This window comes from Aeromonas sp. PrichA-15, assembly GCF_017939245.1.
Taxonomy (GTDB): Bacteria; Pseudomonadota; Gammaproteobacteria; order Enterobacterales; family Aeromonadaceae; genus Aeromonas; species Aeromonas caviae.
In genome coordinates, this window is the sequence record NZ_JAGKRH010000238.1 from 35,800 (window position 1) to 53,655 (window position 17,856).

Here is a 17,856-nt window from a genome sequence, read left to right on the forward strand (position 1 = left end):
CATTCCCTTTGGCATCAATGAAGGTTTTTCCGGCACAAAAAAAAGCCCCTGAAACAGGGGCTCTTTTCAAAAAAAACGGGGGATCTGTGGGACGGGAACCGGAAACAACGGGGCCGCTCTGGTGCGCTCCACCCGTCTGCAAGGCTGCTTTTTTCATCAAAAACGGCATTGTCCTGTCCCGACCTTTTTCAAAACCGCACCGATTATAGGGCTGGTTTTTGAATTGTCAAAAATTTATTTCAGAGGCAGGATTTGGTCGGAAAAACGTTTAAGTGTCGCGAACGGGTCGACAAATCCAGAGTGCGTGCTGCGCCTGCAAGGGGGCGCCATCGGCGGCCATGCTGCGCAGGTAGCCGAGCCTGTGGTGCCCCTCCAGCAGGCAGTAGGGATGGGGCAGGGGGTGACCGTCCGGGTAGCAGGTGCCCGGGGCGGTGGCGAGGACGATGACAGGCTCGGACCAGGTGCCCCGGCGCAGCATGTCATCGCCGAGCCAGGAGCGGCGCACGTAGCGGTTGCTGCGCAGCATCTCGCCCCAGCGATCGATCACCTCCATGTGGCGGGAGTCTATCTGCTCGATAATCTGCGCGGTGGGCCAGTGCTCGCACTCGAACTGGTGGCTGGCGAGATCGATAAAGCTCCAGTTGGATTCAAAACCGCGCCAATGACGGTAAATCCACTGGGCGAGCACATTGGAGGGAATGGAGGGCACCAGGGGAGAGACTCTGTCCAGATAGTCGGCCAGGGTCTCCGTCTTGCGCTCATCCCGGAAGTTGAGGGGCGCAAGCTGTTGCAGCAGTCGGTAATTGAGCATGGGCAGCCTCCCTGAGCCTGGTTTCACCCTACCCCCATTTGTGTCCCATTCCTACCCCGTCGGGGCTGCAAATACAGCAGCTTACCCCCGCTCCTTGTTGGAATTGCGGGGATCTGCTCGTCATTTGTTCGATCGCATCGAAAGTGAGAAAAAAAGCCTTTACCTTTGACCTCCGCTTTGTATACTACGCCTCGTTTGTTGCAGGGGCGTAGTTCCAATTGGTAGAACAGCGGTCTCCAAAACCGATGGTTGCGGGTTCGAGTCCTGCCGCCCCTGCCATTTTTCAGAAAGGCCAGCTCATTGAGCTGGCCTTTCGCATTTCCGGCGTTTGCCACCGTCTCCGTTAGCCTCTTTTTCCCCGCTTCGCCGCTGCCATTTCTGCCAATGGAGGCCGCTTTTCCCCTGTGCTACACCTTGCTTCCTGCCAGATGGCGCCCTCAGGCGCATCGCATCCGGCGGGCCCAAGGCGCTTCAACAAGGAGAGAGCGATGAACAAGGCAGTGGATACGCGTCACCCCCATGCCCATGCCGGTGGCTGGGTCCCCCGGGATCAGGCCCATGTGGCGCGCTGGGTACAGCGGCTGCGTCAGGCGGTCACCCGCCAGCCTCGCCCGCTGGTGGCCCCGATCGCCGGATTGAAGGCGCTGGTGGAGCAGGATCCCCTCCTGCATCAGCAGGCCCAGGGGATGTTTGACGAGGCGTGGCAGCACGAGCACAGCACGCCGCTCGGTCAGGTCCAGGTGCGCAGCTTCGATGAGTTCCTGCAACTGCTCAACGGCATCATGACCACGGCCCCGGAAGCCTATCAGGATGTGCAGACCCAGGAGCCCGCCGGGCTGATCGGATTCCCCATCAATGCCCTGCTCAACTGGCCCATGGCGACGGCCGCCGGGTACGACTTTTTCGCCAATGCGCTGGTGAACCAGCAACTGCGCAAGATCCTCGGCTACTGGGCCGACTTCCTGCAAAGTTCCGCGTCCCGTTATGTGCTGACGGAGTCGGTGAGCCCCCTGGATCGCCAGACCCTGATCGTCCCCTGGCTGGGTGACGTGGCGAAACGGGAGATGGTCCGGGTGGCGCAGGGGGCGCTCGGGGCCGGCGACAACCCCACCCCAGAGCGCTTCGAGGGGATCTTCCACACCGTGCCGGGAGAGGAATACGAGGGCTTCGCCAGCTGGGACGACTTCTTCACCCGCCGCTTCTGCCCCGGCGTGCGGCCGGTGACGGCCCCGGACGATGACAGCGTGATCGCCAACGCCTGCGAGTCGGCCCCGCTGCAGGTGGTGACCGGGGTAAGGCGGCAGGACGCCTTCTGGCTCAAGGGGCAGCCCTATTCTCTGGACAACCTGCTGGACTTCGACCCGCGCGCCGCCGCGTTCGAGGGGGGCACCCTCTATCAGGCCTTCCTCAGCGCCCTCAGCTATCACCGCTGGCACAGCCCGGTGAGCGGCACGGTGCGCTCGGTCAAGGTGGTCAACGGCAGCTACTACCTGGCCAACCGCCACCAGGGTTTCGACAGCCCGGCGGGGCCCGACCCCAGCGCCCCGAACCAGTCCCAGCCCTTCCTGACCGCGGTGGCGACCCGGGCACTCATCTTCATCGAGGCCGACAACCCCAAAATCGGCCTGATGTGCGTGGTGCCGGTGGGCATGGCGGAGGTGTCGAGCTGCGAGGTGACGGTGCAGCCGGGGCAGCGGATCGCGAAGGGGGAGCAGCTCGGCATGTTCCACTTCGGCGGCTCCACCCACTGCCTGCTGTTTCGCCCCGGTGTCGAGCTGGCGTTCGACTTTTACGGCCAGCAGCCGGGGCTGGAGGCGACCAACCTGAGGATCAACACGGCGCTGGCGCGGGTCAAATAACCCAGCCGCCGGACAGTAAAAGGCCGCCCTTGAGGCGCAATGCTGTTCACTTAAGAGAATTTGAGTTCCAGTCCACGTAGTATCAGGACAAAAAAGCGAGGGAGGCATGATGCCTCCCTCTTTCTATTGCAAGCCCCGCTGGATAAAGGCTGGAGGAAGATCGACTGGACACAGCCTTGCCCCCTCAACTCAAATCCAATTTATGAATAATCAGTCAAAAAAGTGCTTATCTGAACAGCATTGCGCCCTTGAGGCGGCCTTGTTGTTGTGAATCCCTCAGGGTTGTCGTTGCAGCAGGAGATCCAGATAGGCGCCTTCGATCAACCGGGAGGGCTCGATACCGAGACGCGCCATGATGTCGTGAGCTTCCTGCATCCCCACCTCGCGCGGCTCGTCATCTTCCAGCACCACTTCCAGTTCGAGGAAGTGACCCAGCCCTTCAACCCGGTCGAGATGGATCCGGGTTCTGCCCACCAGAAACAGGGTCCGCTGTTTTCGCACTCTGCCAATCTGGCCGCAAGCCAGGGTGAGCGTTTCCCTCAGCTTGTCCGGCTCGTTCGTTGGCGTGATGTGGTAGTAGCTCTCCTTCGGACCCTGTTGATCAGGCCTGCGGTAGAAGATGAGCTGGCCTGCCGACGGGGAGAGTGTCCGCAATTTGAAGCGGCCCGATTCACAGCGAAAGAAGGTATCGTCCTGGGCGATGTCGACGGGGCCCTTGTCGGCGATGGCCGCAGCTTTGGGGATAAGGTCATCGACCCCGGCTATGCGGGCTTTGATCTCGATATTTCGTGGCATGGCAGCGGGTTCTCCTTGAAAACGGGATACCCAATCTAGCACAGCCCACGTTGCCGAGAGGGGGGCACAGGGGGAGCACCAGTTCGGTTCCTGATGGATGCTCAACCCTGCCCGCCAACCCTCTTTGCAGACGCCTGAAACCGCCCTCAAGAGACAGGTCAGCGGGTGCTGGCCTGCTCTGCCGGTGCCTGCCCGTCATCCGCGACCTGACCTCATGGCCGCCTTAGGGCGGCCTTGTGGTGTCTGCGGGTGTCAGCATGGAATAGTGAACAGTCTGTTGCTGGTAGTGTGTTCTGTTGTTGATAGATGAAAAAATATCAGGATTCACTAAAGACCGTTCATCATTGTGCCGATAGAACTACCAAGATGGGGGTATTCCCGGCCCCCGGCTACCACAAGGATTCGTTGTCATGACTCTCTCGTTGCGCGGCAAGCTGCTCGCGGCCAGCCTGGGGGTAGTGCTGCTGATGGCAGCCCTGCTCGGTATTGTCGCCTTCCACACCCTCAAATCCCGCACCCTTGACGCCATCCAGAGCGAGGCGGTCAACTACGGCCACGCCCACTCGGTGGCCATCGGCAACTGGCTTGAGGATCGCAAGCACGCGGTCGACGCCCTGGCCGCCGTCATTGCGCACGACCCCGACACGGCCCTGGTGCCCCACCTGTTGCAGACCCGCACCTCCGGCGGTTTCGGCCTCACCTATTTTGGTTCGGCGCAGGGGGAGATGACCCGCCACGATCCCGCCCTCAACACCGCCAACTATGACCCCAGGGCCCGCCCCTGGTACCAGAACGCCGACAAGGCGGGCAAGCTCATCGTCACGCCGCCCTATGTCAGCGTGACCATGCAGCAGATGGTGGTGACCCTGGCCGAGCCGGTGAGCCACCAGGGCCGGGTGATCGGGGTGGCCGGGGCGGATCTCTCCCTCGACGCCCTCATCGACGAGGTGCTGGCCATGAAGGTGCAGGGAGAGGGCTACGCCATGCTGCTCGACCGCACCGGCCTCATCGTCGGCCACCCGAACAAGGAGCTGGCGCTCAAGCAGGTGGCGGAGCTGGATCCCGGCCTCACCGGGGCGGCGCTGGATGCGTGGAGCCGCGACGGCGAGCTGCACGGCGCCAACCTGAACGGGCGCGAGGTGCTGCTCTCGGTGCAGGGAGTGCCCGGCACCGACTGGCTGCTCGCCATGGTGATGTACAAGGAGGTGCTGGAGGCGCCGCTCGCCTCCCTGCTGTGGCAACTGGTGGGGCTGACCCTGGTGCTGCTGCTGGTGTTCGGTGCCCTGCTCATCGCTATGTTCAACTACCTGTTCGCGGATCTGGGACGGGTCTCCAGGGCGCTCGCCGACATCGCCCACGGGGAGGGGGATCTCACGGTGCAGATCGCCACCCGCAGCCAGGATGAGGTGGGGCAGCTGGCCCAGAACTTCAACCAGTTCGTGGCGCGACTGCACGGCATCGTCAGCCGGTTGCGGGACGTCACCGTCGATCTGGCGGCCCAGTCCCGCACCCAGGCGGCGGGGGCCGAGGCCCGCAGCCAGCGGGTGCGCCAGCAGCAGGACGAGATCGTCATGGTGGCGACCGCGGTGACCGAGATGGCCTCCGCCACCCAGGAGATCGCCGGCAACGCCGAATTTGCCGCCAACACCGCCGGCGATGCGGTGCGCCTCGCGGTGGCCGGCCAGTCACAGGTCGGCCAGAGCCAGCGCAGCATCACGGGGCTGGCGGGGGAGGTCTCCGACGCCAGCCAGACCATCCACGAGCTGGATGGCCACGCCCAGCAGATCAGCGGCATTCTGGCCACCATCAGCGGCATCGCCGAGCAGACCAATCTGCTGGCCCTGAACGCCGCCATCGAGGCGGCCCGGGCCGGGGAGCAGGGGCGCGGCTTTGCCGTGGTGGCGGATGAGGTGCGGGTGCTGTCGCGCCGCACCCACGACTCCACCGCCGAGATCCAGCAGATGATCGAGGCGCTGCAGCAGACCACCCGCAAGGCGGTGGGCGGCATGGAGACCAGCCGCCAGCTGGCGGGCACCAGCGTGGAGGATGCCGAAGCGGCGAATCTCAGCCTGGGCAGGATCAACGAGGCCATCGGCGCCATCAGCGACATGGCGACCCAGATCGCGGCGGCGGCCGAGGAGCAGACCTCGGTGACCGGCGAGATCAGCCGCAACACCGAGAACATCCGCCACGTCTCCCAGGCGCTGGCGGCCCAGGCTGGCGAAGAGGCCGCCCAGGCGGCCCAGCTCAAGTCTCTTACCGAGCGGCTGGAGCAGGAGATCGGGCGCTTCCGGCTCTAGGCTGGGACCCGGATGTGACAAAGGCGACCCCGGGGTCGCCTTTATTCATCCTGTGTATGGATAATATTTCACCATGCATCCGCTGAATAATGCCGGGTCCTGGCCCGGCAATCGGCCAGGCCAGGGGCTCAGAGGGGCTTGATGTAGCTGTAGAACTCGATATCCCGCTGGTAGCCGTGCCCCTCGTAGAGGGCCTGAGCCTGCCGGTTGTCGGTGGCGGTGCTCAGCATCAGGAAGGCGGCGCCCGTCTCCTGGCCGTGGCGATCGGCCCGCGCCAGCAGCGCCTGGGCCACCCCCTGCTGGCGGGCCGCCGGCGCCACGAACAGATCGTACAGCAGCCAGATGGGCTTCAGGGCGAGGGAGCAGAACAGGGGATAGAGGTGGGCAAATCCCAGCACCTCTCCCGCCTCGCTCTGGGCCACGAAGAGCACCGACTCCCCGGCGGTGCAGCGCTCCAGCAGGAAGGCTTCGGCGGCCTCGGGCCGGGCAGGCAGCCGGTAGAACGTCCGGTATTGCACGAACAGGGGGGTGACCCGGGGAATGTCCCCGGGGGTGGCCTGGAAGATCCTCATGGGGCGTTCCCCGCCGGATCCTGGCTGACCCAGATCAGCCGGTCGGTGGCAAAGCCGAGCCCCCGGGCCCGCTCGACCAGGGCCTCTACCTTCTCTTTGGGGGGATGGGGCGTGCGGGAGAGGATCCAGAGGTACTGGAGGTTGTAACTGCTCACCAGGGAGAGCTCATAGTCCGTCGCCAGCACGTTGTAGCTGCCGTAGAAGGGGCCGAAGAAGCTCACCTTGAGGCGCCCCTCGTCGCTGTCGCCCACGAAGTAGGCGCGCCCCTCGGCCTCGCGCCATTCCCCCTGTTCGTCCTGCCCCCGGTTGATCACCCTGACACCGCCGTCATCCCGCAGGCTGTAGGTGGCGGTGACCCGGTTCAGGCCGCGCTCGAAACCGTGATCGAGGCGGGCCACCTCGTACCAGGTGCCCAGGTAGCGGTCGAGCTGGAAGGGCTTGACCACCTGGTGCCCCGGTGGAATGCCGGTGCAGGCGGTGGCCAGCAGGGTCAGAACGAGCAGGATCAGTGTGCGCATGTCATCCCTCCACGATACGCAGTTGTCCCGAGCGGAAGCGTGCCGCGTGTTCGCTCGGGGTGTTGCCAAAGAAGCGTTTGTATTCGCGGCTGAACTGGGAGCCGCTCTCGTAGCCTACCTTGTCCGCCGCCACCCCGGCCTTGAGGCCGTCGTGCAGCATCATCAGCCGCGCCCGGTGCAGGCGCAGGGTCTTGATGTACTGCAGGGGCGAGGTGGCGGTGGCCGCCTTGAAGTGGTGGTGGAAGGCCGAGACGCTCATGTTCGCCTCCCGGGCCAGCTCCTCCACCGTCAGGTTCTCGGTAAAGCGCTGCTCCATGATACGCAGCACCCGGGCTATCTGGCTCACCTGGCTGTGACGGCTGGCCATGGCCAGCAGGGCGGGGGCCCCCCCTTCGTGCAGGGCGTGGAACAGGATCTCGCGCACTATCTGGGGCCCCAGCACCCGGGCGTGGAGCGGCTTGTCCATCACGTCGATGAGGCGTTCCACCGCGCAGAGCATGGTCTCGGAGAGGGGCACGGAGACCACGCCGCGACCCGGCTCCGCCGGGGCGGGGGCCGCGTCCCCCATCTCCAGCAGCAGGGCCTGCAGCGCCGCCACGTCGATCTCCACCGAGAGCCCCACCAGAGGGGATTCGGGGGAGGCAAAGCACTCGCACTCGCAGGGCAGCGGCAGGGTCATCATCAGGTAGTGCTCGGGGTCGTAGCGGAAGGTGAAGTCCGAGAGATAGCCCACCTTGTGCCCCTGCAGGATGATGATCATGCGCGGGCGGTAGAGCACCGGGATGCGGTCGTGATGCTCCGTGGTGTAGATGAGGTGCACGCCGGGCACGGGGGCGGCAGTGATCCCCGGGTGGGGTGCCAGGGCGGCGAGTCGGCTGGCGAGGGCGGACTGGTGGGTCGCCGCGATGGGCTGATTTGTACTCATTTATCCAGGCTCAGTAGAAATAGGCAAGAAATCGGCAGAAAGTTCCCTTGATGGTAGGAGGTTATAAGAGAAAAATGCAACCCATACCTTACCGACTACGACCACCCCGGGAGATCCCATGAACAACTTCATCCTGCACACCCCCACCAAGGTGCTGTTCGGCAAGGGCCAGGTGGCCCAGCTGCGCGGCCAGATCCCCAGCGACGCCCGCATCCTCGTCACCTACGGCGGCGGCAGCGTGGTGCGCAGCGGCCTGCTGGACCAGATCCGCAGCGAGCTGGCCGGCCTGACCCTGTTTGAATTTGGCGGCATCGAGCCCAACCCCACCTACGAGACCCTGATGGGAGCGGTCGAGTTGGCCCGCGCCGAGAAGGTCGACTTCCTGCTGGCGGTGGGTGGCGGCTCCGTGCTGGACGGCTCCAAGTTCATCGCCGCGGCCGCTCACTACGATCCGGCCAGGGATCCCTGGCACATCCTCGAGACCGTCGGGGGCGAGGTGGCCTCCGCCATTCCCCTGGGCAGCGTGCTGACCCTGCCGGCCACCGGTTCCGAGATGAACATGGGCGCCGTCATCACCCGCAAGAGCACAGGGGACAAGCAGCACTTCTTCTCGCCCTTCGTGATGCCGCGCTTCGCCGTGCTCGACCCCGTGCTCACCTACACCCTGCCCGCCCGTCAGGTGGCCAATGGGGTGGTGGATGCCTTCATCCACACCCTGGAGCAGTACCTCACCTACCCGGTGGATGCCAAGGTGCAGGATCGCTTTGCAGAAGGGCTGCTGCTGACCCTGGCGGAAGAGGGGCCCAAGGCGCTGGTGGAGCCGGAAAACTACGACGTGCGTGCCAACATCATGTGGAGCGCCACCCTGGCGCTGAACGGCCTGATCGGAGCCGGTGTGCCCCAGGACTGGGCCACCCACATGCTGGGCCACGAGATCACCGCCCTGCACGGTCTGGACCACGCCCAGACCCTGGCGGTGGTGCTGCCCGCCCTGCTGCAGGCCAAGCGCGAGCAGAAGCGCGCCAAGCTGCTGCAATACGCCGAGCGGGTCTGGGATCTGCGCAGCGGCAGTGACGAGGCGCGTATCGACGGTGCCATCGCCGCCACCCGCGATTTCTTCGAGCGGATGGGGATCAAGACCCGGCTGCGGGATTACGTGGCCGACGCCCGGATCGACGCCCTGCTGGCCAAGCTCGAAGAGCACGGCATGACCGCCCTGGGTGAGCACGGCGACATCGACCTGGCCCAGAGCCGGCATATTTATGAGGCGGCCTGGTAAGCAGAGCACGCCGTTGCAAAATGGTTACTTTTTCCCTTTTCATCTCATCAGATGAGCCAACGGCAGATTTCGTAAGAACAAAAAACGCTAAGGTAGAGGCCGGGTTAAACATTTTTTTTGACTGGTTGGATCACTTTTTTTAGCGCTTTTTGCTGGTATAAGCCCCTAATTTGGTTTGTTTTTTTTAATCATGGTCCGGGATGGGCTGAATTCTGTACCCGCCCGCCCGGGGCCGTGGTTGTAATAAAACTCCAAAATTTGATACTAATCACCCTCGCGCCTGAAAAGCGGGGGCCTGACCGTGACAGGAGGTCGAGGTGAAGCCTGCTGATTTTCATAACAAAGGGCCCGTGACCTGCACTTTGATCATGCCTTGTCCCCTCAGACATGAGAGACTTGGCGATGATTGTTTATTAACCATCAGGGAATAGTCATGCAGATTGGAATACCGAGAGAGAGTCTCGCCGGTGAGACCCGGGTCGCAGCGACCCCGGCCACTGTCGAGCAGCTGAAAAAGCTCGGCTTCGAGGTTGCCATCGAGGCCGGTGCCGGCCTGCGAGCCAGCTTCGATGATGCCGCCTTCGAGGCTGCCGGTGCCAGCGTGGTACCGAACGTCTGGCAAGCCGACCTTGTCTTCAAGGTCAACGCGCCGACCGAGGCCGAAATCGCACAAATTAAGGATGGTGCCACCCTGGTGAGCTTCATCTGGCCCGCCCAGAACCCCGAGCTGGTCAAGAAGCTTTCCGAGCGCAACATCAATGTGATGGCGATGGACATGGTGCCGCGGATCTCCCGTGCCCAGTCCCTCGACGCCCTCTCTTCCATGGCCAACATCGGTGGCTATCGCGCCGTCGTGGAAGCCGCGCACCAGTTCGGTCGCTTCTTCACCGGCCAGATCACCGCCGCCGGTAAAGTTCCGCCCGCCAAGGTGCTGGTCATCGGTGCCGGTGTGGCCGGTCTGGCCGCCATCGGGACCGCCGGTTCCCTCGGTGCCATCGTGCGTGCCTTCGATACCCGTCTGGAAGTGGCCGAGCAGATCGAGTCCATGGGTGGCGAGTTCCTCAAGCTGGACTTCGGCGGCGAAGATGGCGCTTCCAGCGACGGTTACGCCAAGGTGATGAGCGAAGAGTTCATCAAGGCCGAGATGGAGCTGTTCGCCCAGCAGGCCAAGGAAGTGGACATCATCATCACTACCGCCCTGATCCCGGGCAAGCCGGCACCCAAGCTCATCACCAAGGAAATGGTGGACAGCATGAAGCCGGGCTCCGTCATCGTGGACATGGCGGCCCAGGCCGGCGGCAACTGCGAATACACGGTACCGGGTGAACTGCATGTCACCGACAACGGCGTCAAGGTGATCGGTTACACCGATCTGCCGGGCCGCCTGCCTGCCCAATCCTCCCAGCTCTACGGCACCAACCTGGTGAACCTGATGAAGCTGATGTGCAAGGAGAAGGACGGCAACGTCGCCATCGACTTCGAAGACGTGGTGCAGCGCAACATGACGGTGGTCCAGGCCGGTGAAGTGACCTTCCCGCCCCCCGCCATCTCCGTCTCTGCTGCCCCGCAGAAACCCGCTGCCGCCAAACCGGCCGCCAAGAAGGAAGAGGCCAAGCCCTCCAACAAGAAGTTCGTGTTCGGTGCCCTCGGCATCGCCGCCTTCGGTTGGGTGGCCGCCGTAGCGCCTGCCGCCTTCCTCTCCCACTTCACCGTCTTCATCCTGGCCTGCGTGGTCGGTTACTACGTGGTGTGGAACGTCTCTCACGCCCTGCACACGCCGCTGATGTCGGTCACCAATGCCATCTCCGGCATCATCGTGGTCGGTGCGCTGTTGCAGATTGGACAAGGGTCGACCCTGGTCACCGTGCTGGCCTTTGTCGCCGTGCTGATTGCCAGTATCAACATCTTCGGTGGCTTCACCGTCACTCAGCGCATGCTGAAGATGTTCCGTAAGGATTAAGGGGGTTTAACGTGTCTCAAGGACTGGTAACAGCATCCTATATCGTTGCCGCCGTGCTCTTCATCCTCAGTCTCGCAGGACTGTCGAAGCAAGAAACGGCCAAGCATGGCAACCTGTTCGGTATCGCGGGGATGGCCATCGCCCTGCTCGCCACCGTCTTCAACCCGGAAACCAGTGGCGTCCACTGGATCATCCTGGCCATGGCCATCGGTGGCGCCATCGGCGTGCGTCTGGCCCTCAAGGTCGAGATGACCGAGATGCCCGAGCTGGTGGCCGTGCTGCACAGCTTCGTGGGCATGGCAGCGGTGCTGGTGGGCTTCAACAGCTTCATCGATCTGCACCCCTCCGCCCCCGCTGAAGTGGTGGTCTCCGTCGGTTCCAACCTGGATGCGACCCTGGCAGCCGCCCGGGCGGCGTTCGAGCAGGCGGCAAGCGTCGCCCAGGTCGAGCACCTCTCCGGCGCCATGCTGAACATCCACCTGGTGGAAGTGTTCCTGGGCGTCTTCATCGGTGCCGTGACCTTCACCGGTTCCGTGGTGGCGTTCGGCAAGCTGCGTGGCCTCATCTCTTCCAAGCCGCTGATGCTGCCGCACCGCCACAAGCTGAACCTGCTGGCCGTGGTGGTCTCCATCGCGCTGATGATCCACTTCGTCAACGCCGGTGGCTCCACCTTCGCCCTGCTGGTGATGACCCTGATCGCCTTCGCCTTCGGCTGGCACCTGGTCGCCTCCATCGGCGGTGCGGACATGCCGGTGGTGGTCTCCATGCTGAACTCCTACTCCGGTTGGGCGGCGGCGGCGGCGGGCTTCATGCTCTCCAATGACCTGCTGATCGTCACCGGTGCCCTGGTGGGTTCCTCCGGTGCCATCCTCTCCTACATCATGTGCAAGGCGATGAACCGCTCCTTCATCTCCGTGATCGCAGGAGGCTTTGGCTCCGACGGCGTGGCCTCCACCGCCGAGCAGGAGCTGGGCGAATACCGCGAGACCAACGCCGAAGACGTGGCCGACATGCTGAAGAACGCCAGCTCCGTCATCATCACCCCGGGCTACGGCATGGCGGTGGCGCAGGCCCAGTACCCGGTGGCCGAGATCACCCAGAAGCTGCGTGATCGCGGCGTCAAGGTGCGCTTCGGCATCCACCCGGTGGCCGGTCGTCTGCCTGGTCACATGAACGTGCTGCTGGCGGAAGCGAAAGTCCCCTATGACATCGTGCTGGAAATGGACGAGATCAACGATGACTTCGCCGACACCGACGTGGTGCTGGTGATCGGTGCCAACGACACCGTCAACCCGGCCGCCATGGAAGATCCGGGCAGCCCCATCGCCGGCATGCCGGTGCTGGAAGTGTGGAAGGCGCAGAACGTCATCGGCTTCAAGCGCTCCATGAACACTGGCTACGCCGGTGTCCAGAACCCGCTGTTCTTCAAGGAGAACACCCAGATGCTGTTTGGCGATGCCAAGGCCAGCGTCGAGGCCATCCTGAAGGCGCTGTAAGCGTTGACTGGATGAGACAAAAAGGGGGCTTCGGCCCCCTTTTTCTATGACCAGAGTGGGTGACCGTGGCAGGGAACAGACAGGCGGTGGTGCCTGCCTGTCCGGACTGACTGGCGAGCCCTGGCTCAATTAAAGTTGAGCAAAAGCACCAAAAAACCACCTTGAAGGCCTCTCATGAGGCCTTTTTGTCATTTCAGTCGTGATTTTGCTCACATTTTGTGGTGTTGTCTCACCAGTCGGGCATAATGCCCGCGCAAAAAGCGGATTTGCTCAATTTTATTTGAGTCCGCTTCGAATATCCTTACCCAACGTTGACCGGATGACCCCATGACCGAGGTAGCTCCCTTGCGCGACGCCAGCACACTGACCGATGAAGAGCGCCATCTGATTGCCAGCTTTGAGCCTGCGGTGGCGGCGCTGTCCGCCCTGTTTGGCCCGGGCTGCGAGGTGGTGCTGCACGCCTTTGACAGTCTGCACGCCTCCGTCATCAAGATTGCCAACGGCCACATCACCGGCCGCCAGGAGGGAGCGCCGGTCACCGATTTTGCGCTCGACAAGTTGCACAGTGCCGCCGGCAGCCAGTGGAGCAGTTATTTCTCCCGCACCCGGGAGGGCACCCTGCTGAAGTCCTCGTCCATCACCATCAGCAACCGCGAGGGCAAACCCATCGGTATGCTGTGCGTGAATTTCAGCCTGGACACGCCCCTTGGCAGCCTGCTCGACACCTTTGCCCCGCCCGCAGTGCCCCCTGCCCACGGCACCGAGACCTTCGCCAGCTCGGTGGATGATCTGGTGGCGCAGGTGATCGCCAAGGTGGACAGGGATCCCGGGCTGGGCAGCAACGTTCGCAACAAGGCGATCGTGCACCGGCTCTACGACATGGGCATCTTCGAGATCAAGGATGCCGCCCAACTGGTGGCCGAGCTGCTCGGCATCTCCCGCCATACCGTTTACCTGCATATCCGCAATCACAAGGCGGAACTGGCCGAACAACAATGACGAGCCCGCACGCGGGCGCCATGAACATGAGACACATCGCAATGAACGCACAATGGACCGACTTTATTACCCTGCTCAAGCGTGAAGTGGTGCCGGCCCTCGGCTGCACCGAGCCCATGTCGGTCGCCCTGGCGGCGGCCAACTGCCGCAAGCTGCTGGGGCAGGTACCGACCCGCACCCGCGTCTGGGTCAGCGGCAATCTGTTCAAGAACGGCATGGGGGTCGGCGTGCCCGGCACCGGCATGATCGGCCTGCCGGTGGCTGCCGCAGTGGGCATCACCGGTGGCAACCCGGATGCCGGGCTGGAGGTGCTCAAGAGCCTCACGCCGGATCAGGTCGAGGCGGCCAAGGGGCTGCTGCCCACCATAGAGGTGGATGTGAAGGATGTGCCCGACGTGCTCTACGCCGAGGTGCTGGCCGAAGTGGAGGGGCACAGCGCCCGGGTGGTGATCTGTACCGACCACACCCGCATCGTGCTGATGGAGAAGGATGGCGAGGTGCTGATGGTGCAGGACAGCGCCCCCGGGGTGCAGATCCAGCCCGCCAAGGCCGACAAGCCCGCCATGACCCTGAAGGAGATCGTGGCCTTCGCCCTGGAGGTGCCGCTGGCCGAGATCGACTTCATCCGCGAGGCGGCCACCATGAACCAGGCGCTGGCGGACGAAGGGCTGCAGGGCTATGGCCTGCGCATCGGCAAGATCCTCACCGATCAGGTGGAGCGCAAGCTGCTCTCCGACGACCTGATGACCCTGGCCATGCGCCTGTCGTCTGCCGCCTCCGATGCGCGGATGGATGGCGCCATGCTGCCCGCCATGTCCAACTCCGGTTCCGGCAACCAGGGCATTGCCGCCACCATGCCGGTGGTCGCCGCCGCCCGCTTCCTCAAGGCCGATGACGAGCAGCTAGCCCGTGCCCTGGTGATGAGCCACCTGGTGGCCATCTACATCAAGGCCTACCAGAACAAGCTCTCCGCCCTGTGTGCCGCCAGTACCGCCGCCATGGGATCGGGGGCCGCCATCACCTGGCTGCTGGGAGGCCAGTTCGAGCAGATCAGCCACTGCATCAACAACATGATTGGGGATGTTTCCGGCATCATCTGCGACGGCGCCGGCAGCGCCTGCTCCATGAAGGTCTCCACCTCCACCTCGGCGGCGGTGAAATCCTCGCTGATGGCCATCAACAACCTGCGCGTGCCCCAGAGCGAGGGGATCGTCTCGGACGACGTGGACCAGACCATCGCCAACCTGGGCCGCCTCTCCAGGGAGGGGATGCTGGATACCGACATCGAGATCATCAACATCATGCGGGCCAAGCAGCAGGGTAAGCACCAGTGACCCCGGAGTGCCGCCGTCGGCCATAAAAAAACCGGAGCCAGTGGCTCCGGTTTTTCATTGTCCGTTCGCTACTCAGCCGCGACCGAGACGGTTGTCCGGGTAGTTCTTGGCCAGCACTTCTCGGGCATGCTGGGCCAGGGTCGGCATCTTCAGCGTGTCATAGGCGTTGACCATGATTTCCAGCGCCTTCTCGGTCTCCACCGTGTCGGGATAGGTCTCGACGATCAGCTTGGCGCGGTTGGCGGCGGCGATCAGGGCGTCACGCTTGACGTAGTACTCGGCTACCCCCAGGTCATAGCGGGCAAGACGGTTCTTCAGGCCGATCATGCGGGCACGGGCATCGGCTGCATAGCTGCTGTTGGGGTAATTCTGCAGCAGGGTCTTGAAGTCCTGGAAGGCCTGACGGGCGTAGGAGGGGTCCTTGTCATCCCGATTGATGCCGAGGAAATCCTGGAAGAAGTTGTAATCCGCCGCCATGTTGGTCAGGCCGCGCATATAGAAGACGTAATCGATGTTCTTGTGCGCCGGGTTCAGGCGGATGAAACGGTCGATGTTGGCGATCGCCTGGGCGGTATCATCCTGCTTGTAGTAGGCATAGATGAGATCGAGCTGAACCTGGTTGGAGTAGGCACCGAACGGGTAACGAGAGTCCAGCGCTTCCAGCAGTTCGATGGCATTGAGGTAGTTGCCGGTATCCAGTTTGATGCGGGCTTTCTGGTACAGAACTTCCGGCGGTTCGTCGGGAACCTTGGGTTTGGTGCTGGAACAGCCAGTGATCAGGGTAGCGACCAAGGCGAGCGACATCAGCAGGTGAGACTTCTTTCCCATCAACAACATCCGGTCCATTTCCACGAAATTGGCAAAGTATCCGTTATGCTTGGCTAAAAGAAAAGCTAGAATACCCGGATTATTTCGAATTGATACCCCCGCTCAAGAGACCATACATGAGCCAGCATATTGAACTGACAGGCGAATTTCAGGATCACCAATTCGGGCAACGACTCGACCAGGCCCTGGCCGAATTGTTTCCCGACTACTCCCGGACCCGCATCAAGGAGTGGATTTTACAGGACAGAGTGACCCTGGACGGTCAGGTTGCCAATACCCCGCGCGAGAAAGTGGTGGCCGGGCAGCAGGTACATGTGAATGTGGAACTGGCAGACGACACCCGCTGGGATGCCCAGAACATCGAGCTGAACATCGTTTATGAAGATGAACACATCCTGGTGATCGACAAGCCGGCCGGCCTGGTGGTTCACCCGGGCGCCGGTACGCCGGACGGCACCGTGCTCAACGCCCTGCTGCACCGCTACCCCGGCATCGCCGAGGTCCCCCGTGCCGGTATCGTGCACCGTCTGGACAAAGACACCACGGGGTTGATGGTGGTCGCCAAGACCATTCCCGCCCAGACCCACCTGGTGGAAGCCCTGCAGGCACGCCAGATCACCCGTGAGTACGAGGCGATTGCCATCGGTCACATGACCGCCGGCGGCACCGTCGATGCCCCCATCGGTCGTCACCCGACCCAGCGTACCCACATGGCTGTGGTGCCCAACGGGCGCGAGTCCGTCACCCACTACCGGGTGCACGAGAAGTTCCGTGGTCACACCCGTCTGCGGTTGCGGCTGGAGACCGGCCGTACGCACCAGATCCGTGTCCACATGGCCCACATCAAGCATCCGCTGGTGGGGGATCCCGCCTACGGCGGTCGTCTGCGTCTGCTGCGCAACGCCACCCCCGAACTGACCGAGGCCCTGCGCGGTTTCCACCGTCAGGCGCTGCACGCCACCATGCTGAAGCTGGCGCACCCCATTACGGGTGAAGTGATGGAGTGGCACTCCCCCACGCCGCAGGACATGGTGGCGCTGATGGAAGTGCTGCGGGCGGATACCCTGGCCAATCCGGACGATCTGGTCTGGAACTGATCCCGGGGGCGGCCTTGCGACGATTCCTGCCGTAACCTGCCCTCCATGATCTGATGCGGGGCCCCTTGACTGGTTGCAGCCAAGGGGCCCCGTTTTCATATGAACGAAAGGAGCCACAGATGAACTGGATCGCACCCGACTGGCCCGCGCCGGGCAATGTCAGGGCTCTCTCGACCACCCGGGACGGCGGCATCAGCGAAGGGGTCTTTGCCGGTCTGAACCTCGGGGCCCATGTGGGCGATGCACCGGCCAGGGTCGAGGCCAACCGCGCCCGACTGCAACAGGTGGCGGGGATCCCCGGCACTCTCAACTGGCTCAACCAGGTACATGGCATCGCCGTCCATCCGGTGAGCGACCGTTATGAGCGCGTACCGGATGCCGATGCCGCCTGTGCTCATGAGGCGGGGCAGGCCTGCATCGTGATGACTGCCGACTGCTTGCCGGTGCTGTTCTGCGATCGGGCAGGCACCGTAGTGGCGGCGGCCCATGCCGGTTGGCGCGGACTGCAGGGGGGGGTATTGGAGGCAAGCATCGCCGCCATGGGCTGCGAGCCTGGCGAGATCCTGGCCTGGCTGGGCCCGGCCATCGGTCCCGCCGCGTTCGAAGTGGGTGGCGAAGTGCGTGAGGCCTTCATGACGGAGCAGGCGGAAGCGGCGACTGCATTCGTGCCATCCCTCAACGAAGGGAAATGGCTGGCGGATATCTACCAGCTGGCCCGACTGCGCCTCGCCCGCGCCGGCGTCACCGCCATCTATGGCGGCGAATACTGCACCTTCAGCGACAGCGAGCGCTTCTACTCCTATCGCCGCGATGGACAGACGGGTCGCATGGCCTCCCTTGTGTGGCTGGAAAAATAGCCGAAGAGGCGCTCGCGAGTGGCCGCAAGCGCCTCCTCACTCTCTGGTGATGGCCCTCCGCGACCATGTCTTGCTGCCGAGCAGGCTCAGGGTGCAGGCTGCCATTGCGAGGTCGTTTTCCCTCGGTCACCGCTATTGAGGAAAAAATAAACAGCCACCCCTTGAAATTGCCCTTCAAGACCACATCTTCCTTGTCAGAAAGCGATGTTGTTGCCGCGCATGCGGC

Annotated in this window: 15 protein-coding genes and 1 tRNA gene; 10 read left to right on the forward strand and 6 right to left on the reverse strand. The window is 63.4% G+C overall.

Annotated elements, in window-relative coordinates:
* Window positions 1-268 precede the first annotated feature (268 nt).
* Window positions 269-811, reverse strand: coding sequence for a hypothetical protein (locus J9889_RS19990; protein ID WP_039039632.1), 543 nt, complete (start codon window positions 809-811; stop codon window positions 269-271).
* A 202-nt stretch (window positions 812-1,013) separates the two neighbouring features.
* Here J9889_RS19990 and J9889_RS19995 point away from each other — a divergent pair.
* Both J9889_RS19995 and J9889_RS20000 read left to right on the forward strand, forming a co-directional pair.
* Window positions 1,014-1,090: transfer RNA gene (locus tag J9889_RS19995), tRNA-Trp, on the forward strand.
* A 209-nt stretch (window positions 1,091-1,299) separates the two neighbouring features.
* Window positions 1,300-2,670, forward strand: a complete 1,371-nt coding sequence (locus J9889_RS20000; RefSeq protein WP_210557845.1) for a phosphatidylserine decarboxylase family protein — start codon at window positions 1,300-1,302, stop codon at window positions 2,668-2,670.
* A gap of 276 nt (window positions 2,671-2,946) precedes the next feature.
* Here J9889_RS20000 and J9889_RS20005 read toward each other — a convergent pair whose 3' ends face one another.
* Complete coding sequence (locus tag J9889_RS20005; protein WP_143236935.1) at window positions 2,947-3,465, reverse strand: class IV adenylate cyclase; 519 nt, start codon at window positions 3,463-3,465, stop codon at window positions 2,947-2,949.
* A 410-nt stretch (window positions 3,466-3,875) separates the two neighbouring features.
* Between J9889_RS20005 and J9889_RS20010 the strand changes: the two genes are divergently transcribed.
* Window positions 3,876-5,765, forward strand: coding sequence for a methyl-accepting chemotaxis protein (locus J9889_RS20010; RefSeq protein WP_210557847.1), 1,890 nt, complete (start codon window positions 3,876-3,878; stop codon window positions 5,763-5,765).
* 128 nt (window positions 5,766-5,893) lie between these two features.
* Here J9889_RS20010 and J9889_RS20015 read toward each other — a convergent pair whose 3' ends face one another.
* The 3 genes from J9889_RS20015 to J9889_RS20025 are packed head-to-tail and all read right to left on the reverse strand — an operon-like array spanning window position 5,894 to window position 7,780.
* Window positions 5,894-6,337 carry a GNAT family N-acetyltransferase gene (locus tag J9889_RS20015; RefSeq protein ID WP_210557849.1) on the reverse strand — a complete coding sequence of 148 codons (444 nt, stop codon included), beginning with the start codon at window positions 6,335-6,337 and terminating at the stop codon, window positions 5,894-5,896.
* Window positions 6,334-6,855, reverse strand: a complete 522-nt coding sequence (locus tag J9889_RS20020) for a lipocalin family protein (protein WP_041211937.1) — start codon at window positions 6,853-6,855, stop codon at window positions 6,334-6,336. The genes J9889_RS20015 and J9889_RS20020 overlap by 4 nt, the downstream gene beginning before the upstream one ends.
* 1 nt (window position 6,856) lies before the next feature.
* Window positions 6,857-7,780, reverse strand: coding sequence for an AraC family transcriptional regulator (locus tag J9889_RS20025; RefSeq protein ID WP_010675998.1), 924 nt, complete (start codon window positions 7,778-7,780; stop codon window positions 6,857-6,859).
* A gap of 118 nt (window positions 7,781-7,898) precedes the next feature.
* Here J9889_RS20025 and yqhD point away from each other — a divergent pair, with 118 nt between their 5' ends.
* The 5 genes from yqhD to J9889_RS20050 all read left to right on the forward strand — a co-directional run bounded on the left by yqhD (window position 7,899) and on the right by J9889_RS20050 (window position 14,848).
* On the forward strand, window positions 7,899-9,059 hold the full coding sequence (gene yqhD / locus J9889_RS20030) for an alcohol dehydrogenase (protein WP_025202522.1): 1,161 nt from the start codon (window positions 7,899-7,901) through the stop codon (window positions 9,057-9,059).
* A 433-nt stretch (window positions 9,060-9,492) separates the two neighbouring features.
* Entirely contained in the window at window positions 9,493-11,019 is a 1,527-nt protein-coding gene (locus J9889_RS20035) for a Re/Si-specific NAD(P)(+) transhydrogenase subunit alpha (RefSeq protein WP_010675996.1), read from the forward strand.
* A gap of 11 nt (window positions 11,020-11,030) precedes the next feature.
* Complete coding sequence (gene pntB / locus J9889_RS20040) at window positions 11,031-12,515, forward strand: Re/Si-specific NAD(P)(+) transhydrogenase subunit beta (RefSeq protein ID WP_010675995.1); 1,485 nt, start codon at window positions 11,031-11,033, stop codon at window positions 12,513-12,515.
* 327 nt (window positions 12,516-12,842) lie between these two features.
* A complete protein-coding gene (locus J9889_RS20045) occupies window positions 12,843-13,514 on the forward strand; it encodes a PAS domain-containing protein (RefSeq protein WP_010675994.1) in 672 nt (223 codons plus the stop codon).
* Between the two features lie 26 nt (window positions 13,515-13,540).
* A complete protein-coding gene (locus tag J9889_RS20050) occupies window positions 13,541-14,848 on the forward strand; it encodes an L-serine ammonia-lyase, iron-sulfur-dependent, subunit alpha (protein ID WP_041215805.1) in 1,308 nt (435 codons plus the stop codon).
* Between the two features lie 72 nt (window positions 14,849-14,920).
* Here the strand turns inward: J9889_RS20050 and J9889_RS20055 are convergent, their stop codons facing one another.
* Window positions 14,921-15,676 carry an outer membrane protein assembly factor BamD gene (locus tag J9889_RS20055; protein WP_039039695.1) on the reverse strand — a complete coding sequence of 252 codons (756 nt, stop codon included), beginning with the start codon at window positions 15,674-15,676 and terminating at the stop codon, window positions 14,921-14,923.
* A gap of 116 nt (window positions 15,677-15,792) precedes the next feature.
* On the opposite strand from J9889_RS20055, the gene rluD reads away from it, so the two are divergent.
* Together rluD and pgeF are read left to right on the forward strand one after the other, a co-directional pair.
* Complete coding sequence (gene rluD, locus J9889_RS20060; protein WP_010675991.1) at window positions 15,793-16,773, forward strand: 23S rRNA pseudouridine(1911/1915/1917) synthase RluD; 981 nt, start codon at window positions 15,793-15,795, stop codon at window positions 16,771-16,773.
* A gap of 119 nt (window positions 16,774-16,892) precedes the next feature.
* Window positions 16,893-17,630: a peptidoglycan editing factor PgeF gene (gene pgeF, locus J9889_RS20065; RefSeq protein WP_210557851.1), complete on the forward strand. Its 738-nt coding sequence runs from the start codon at window positions 16,893-16,895 to the stop codon at window positions 17,628-17,630.
* Window positions 17,631-17,856: the final 226 nt, after the last annotated feature.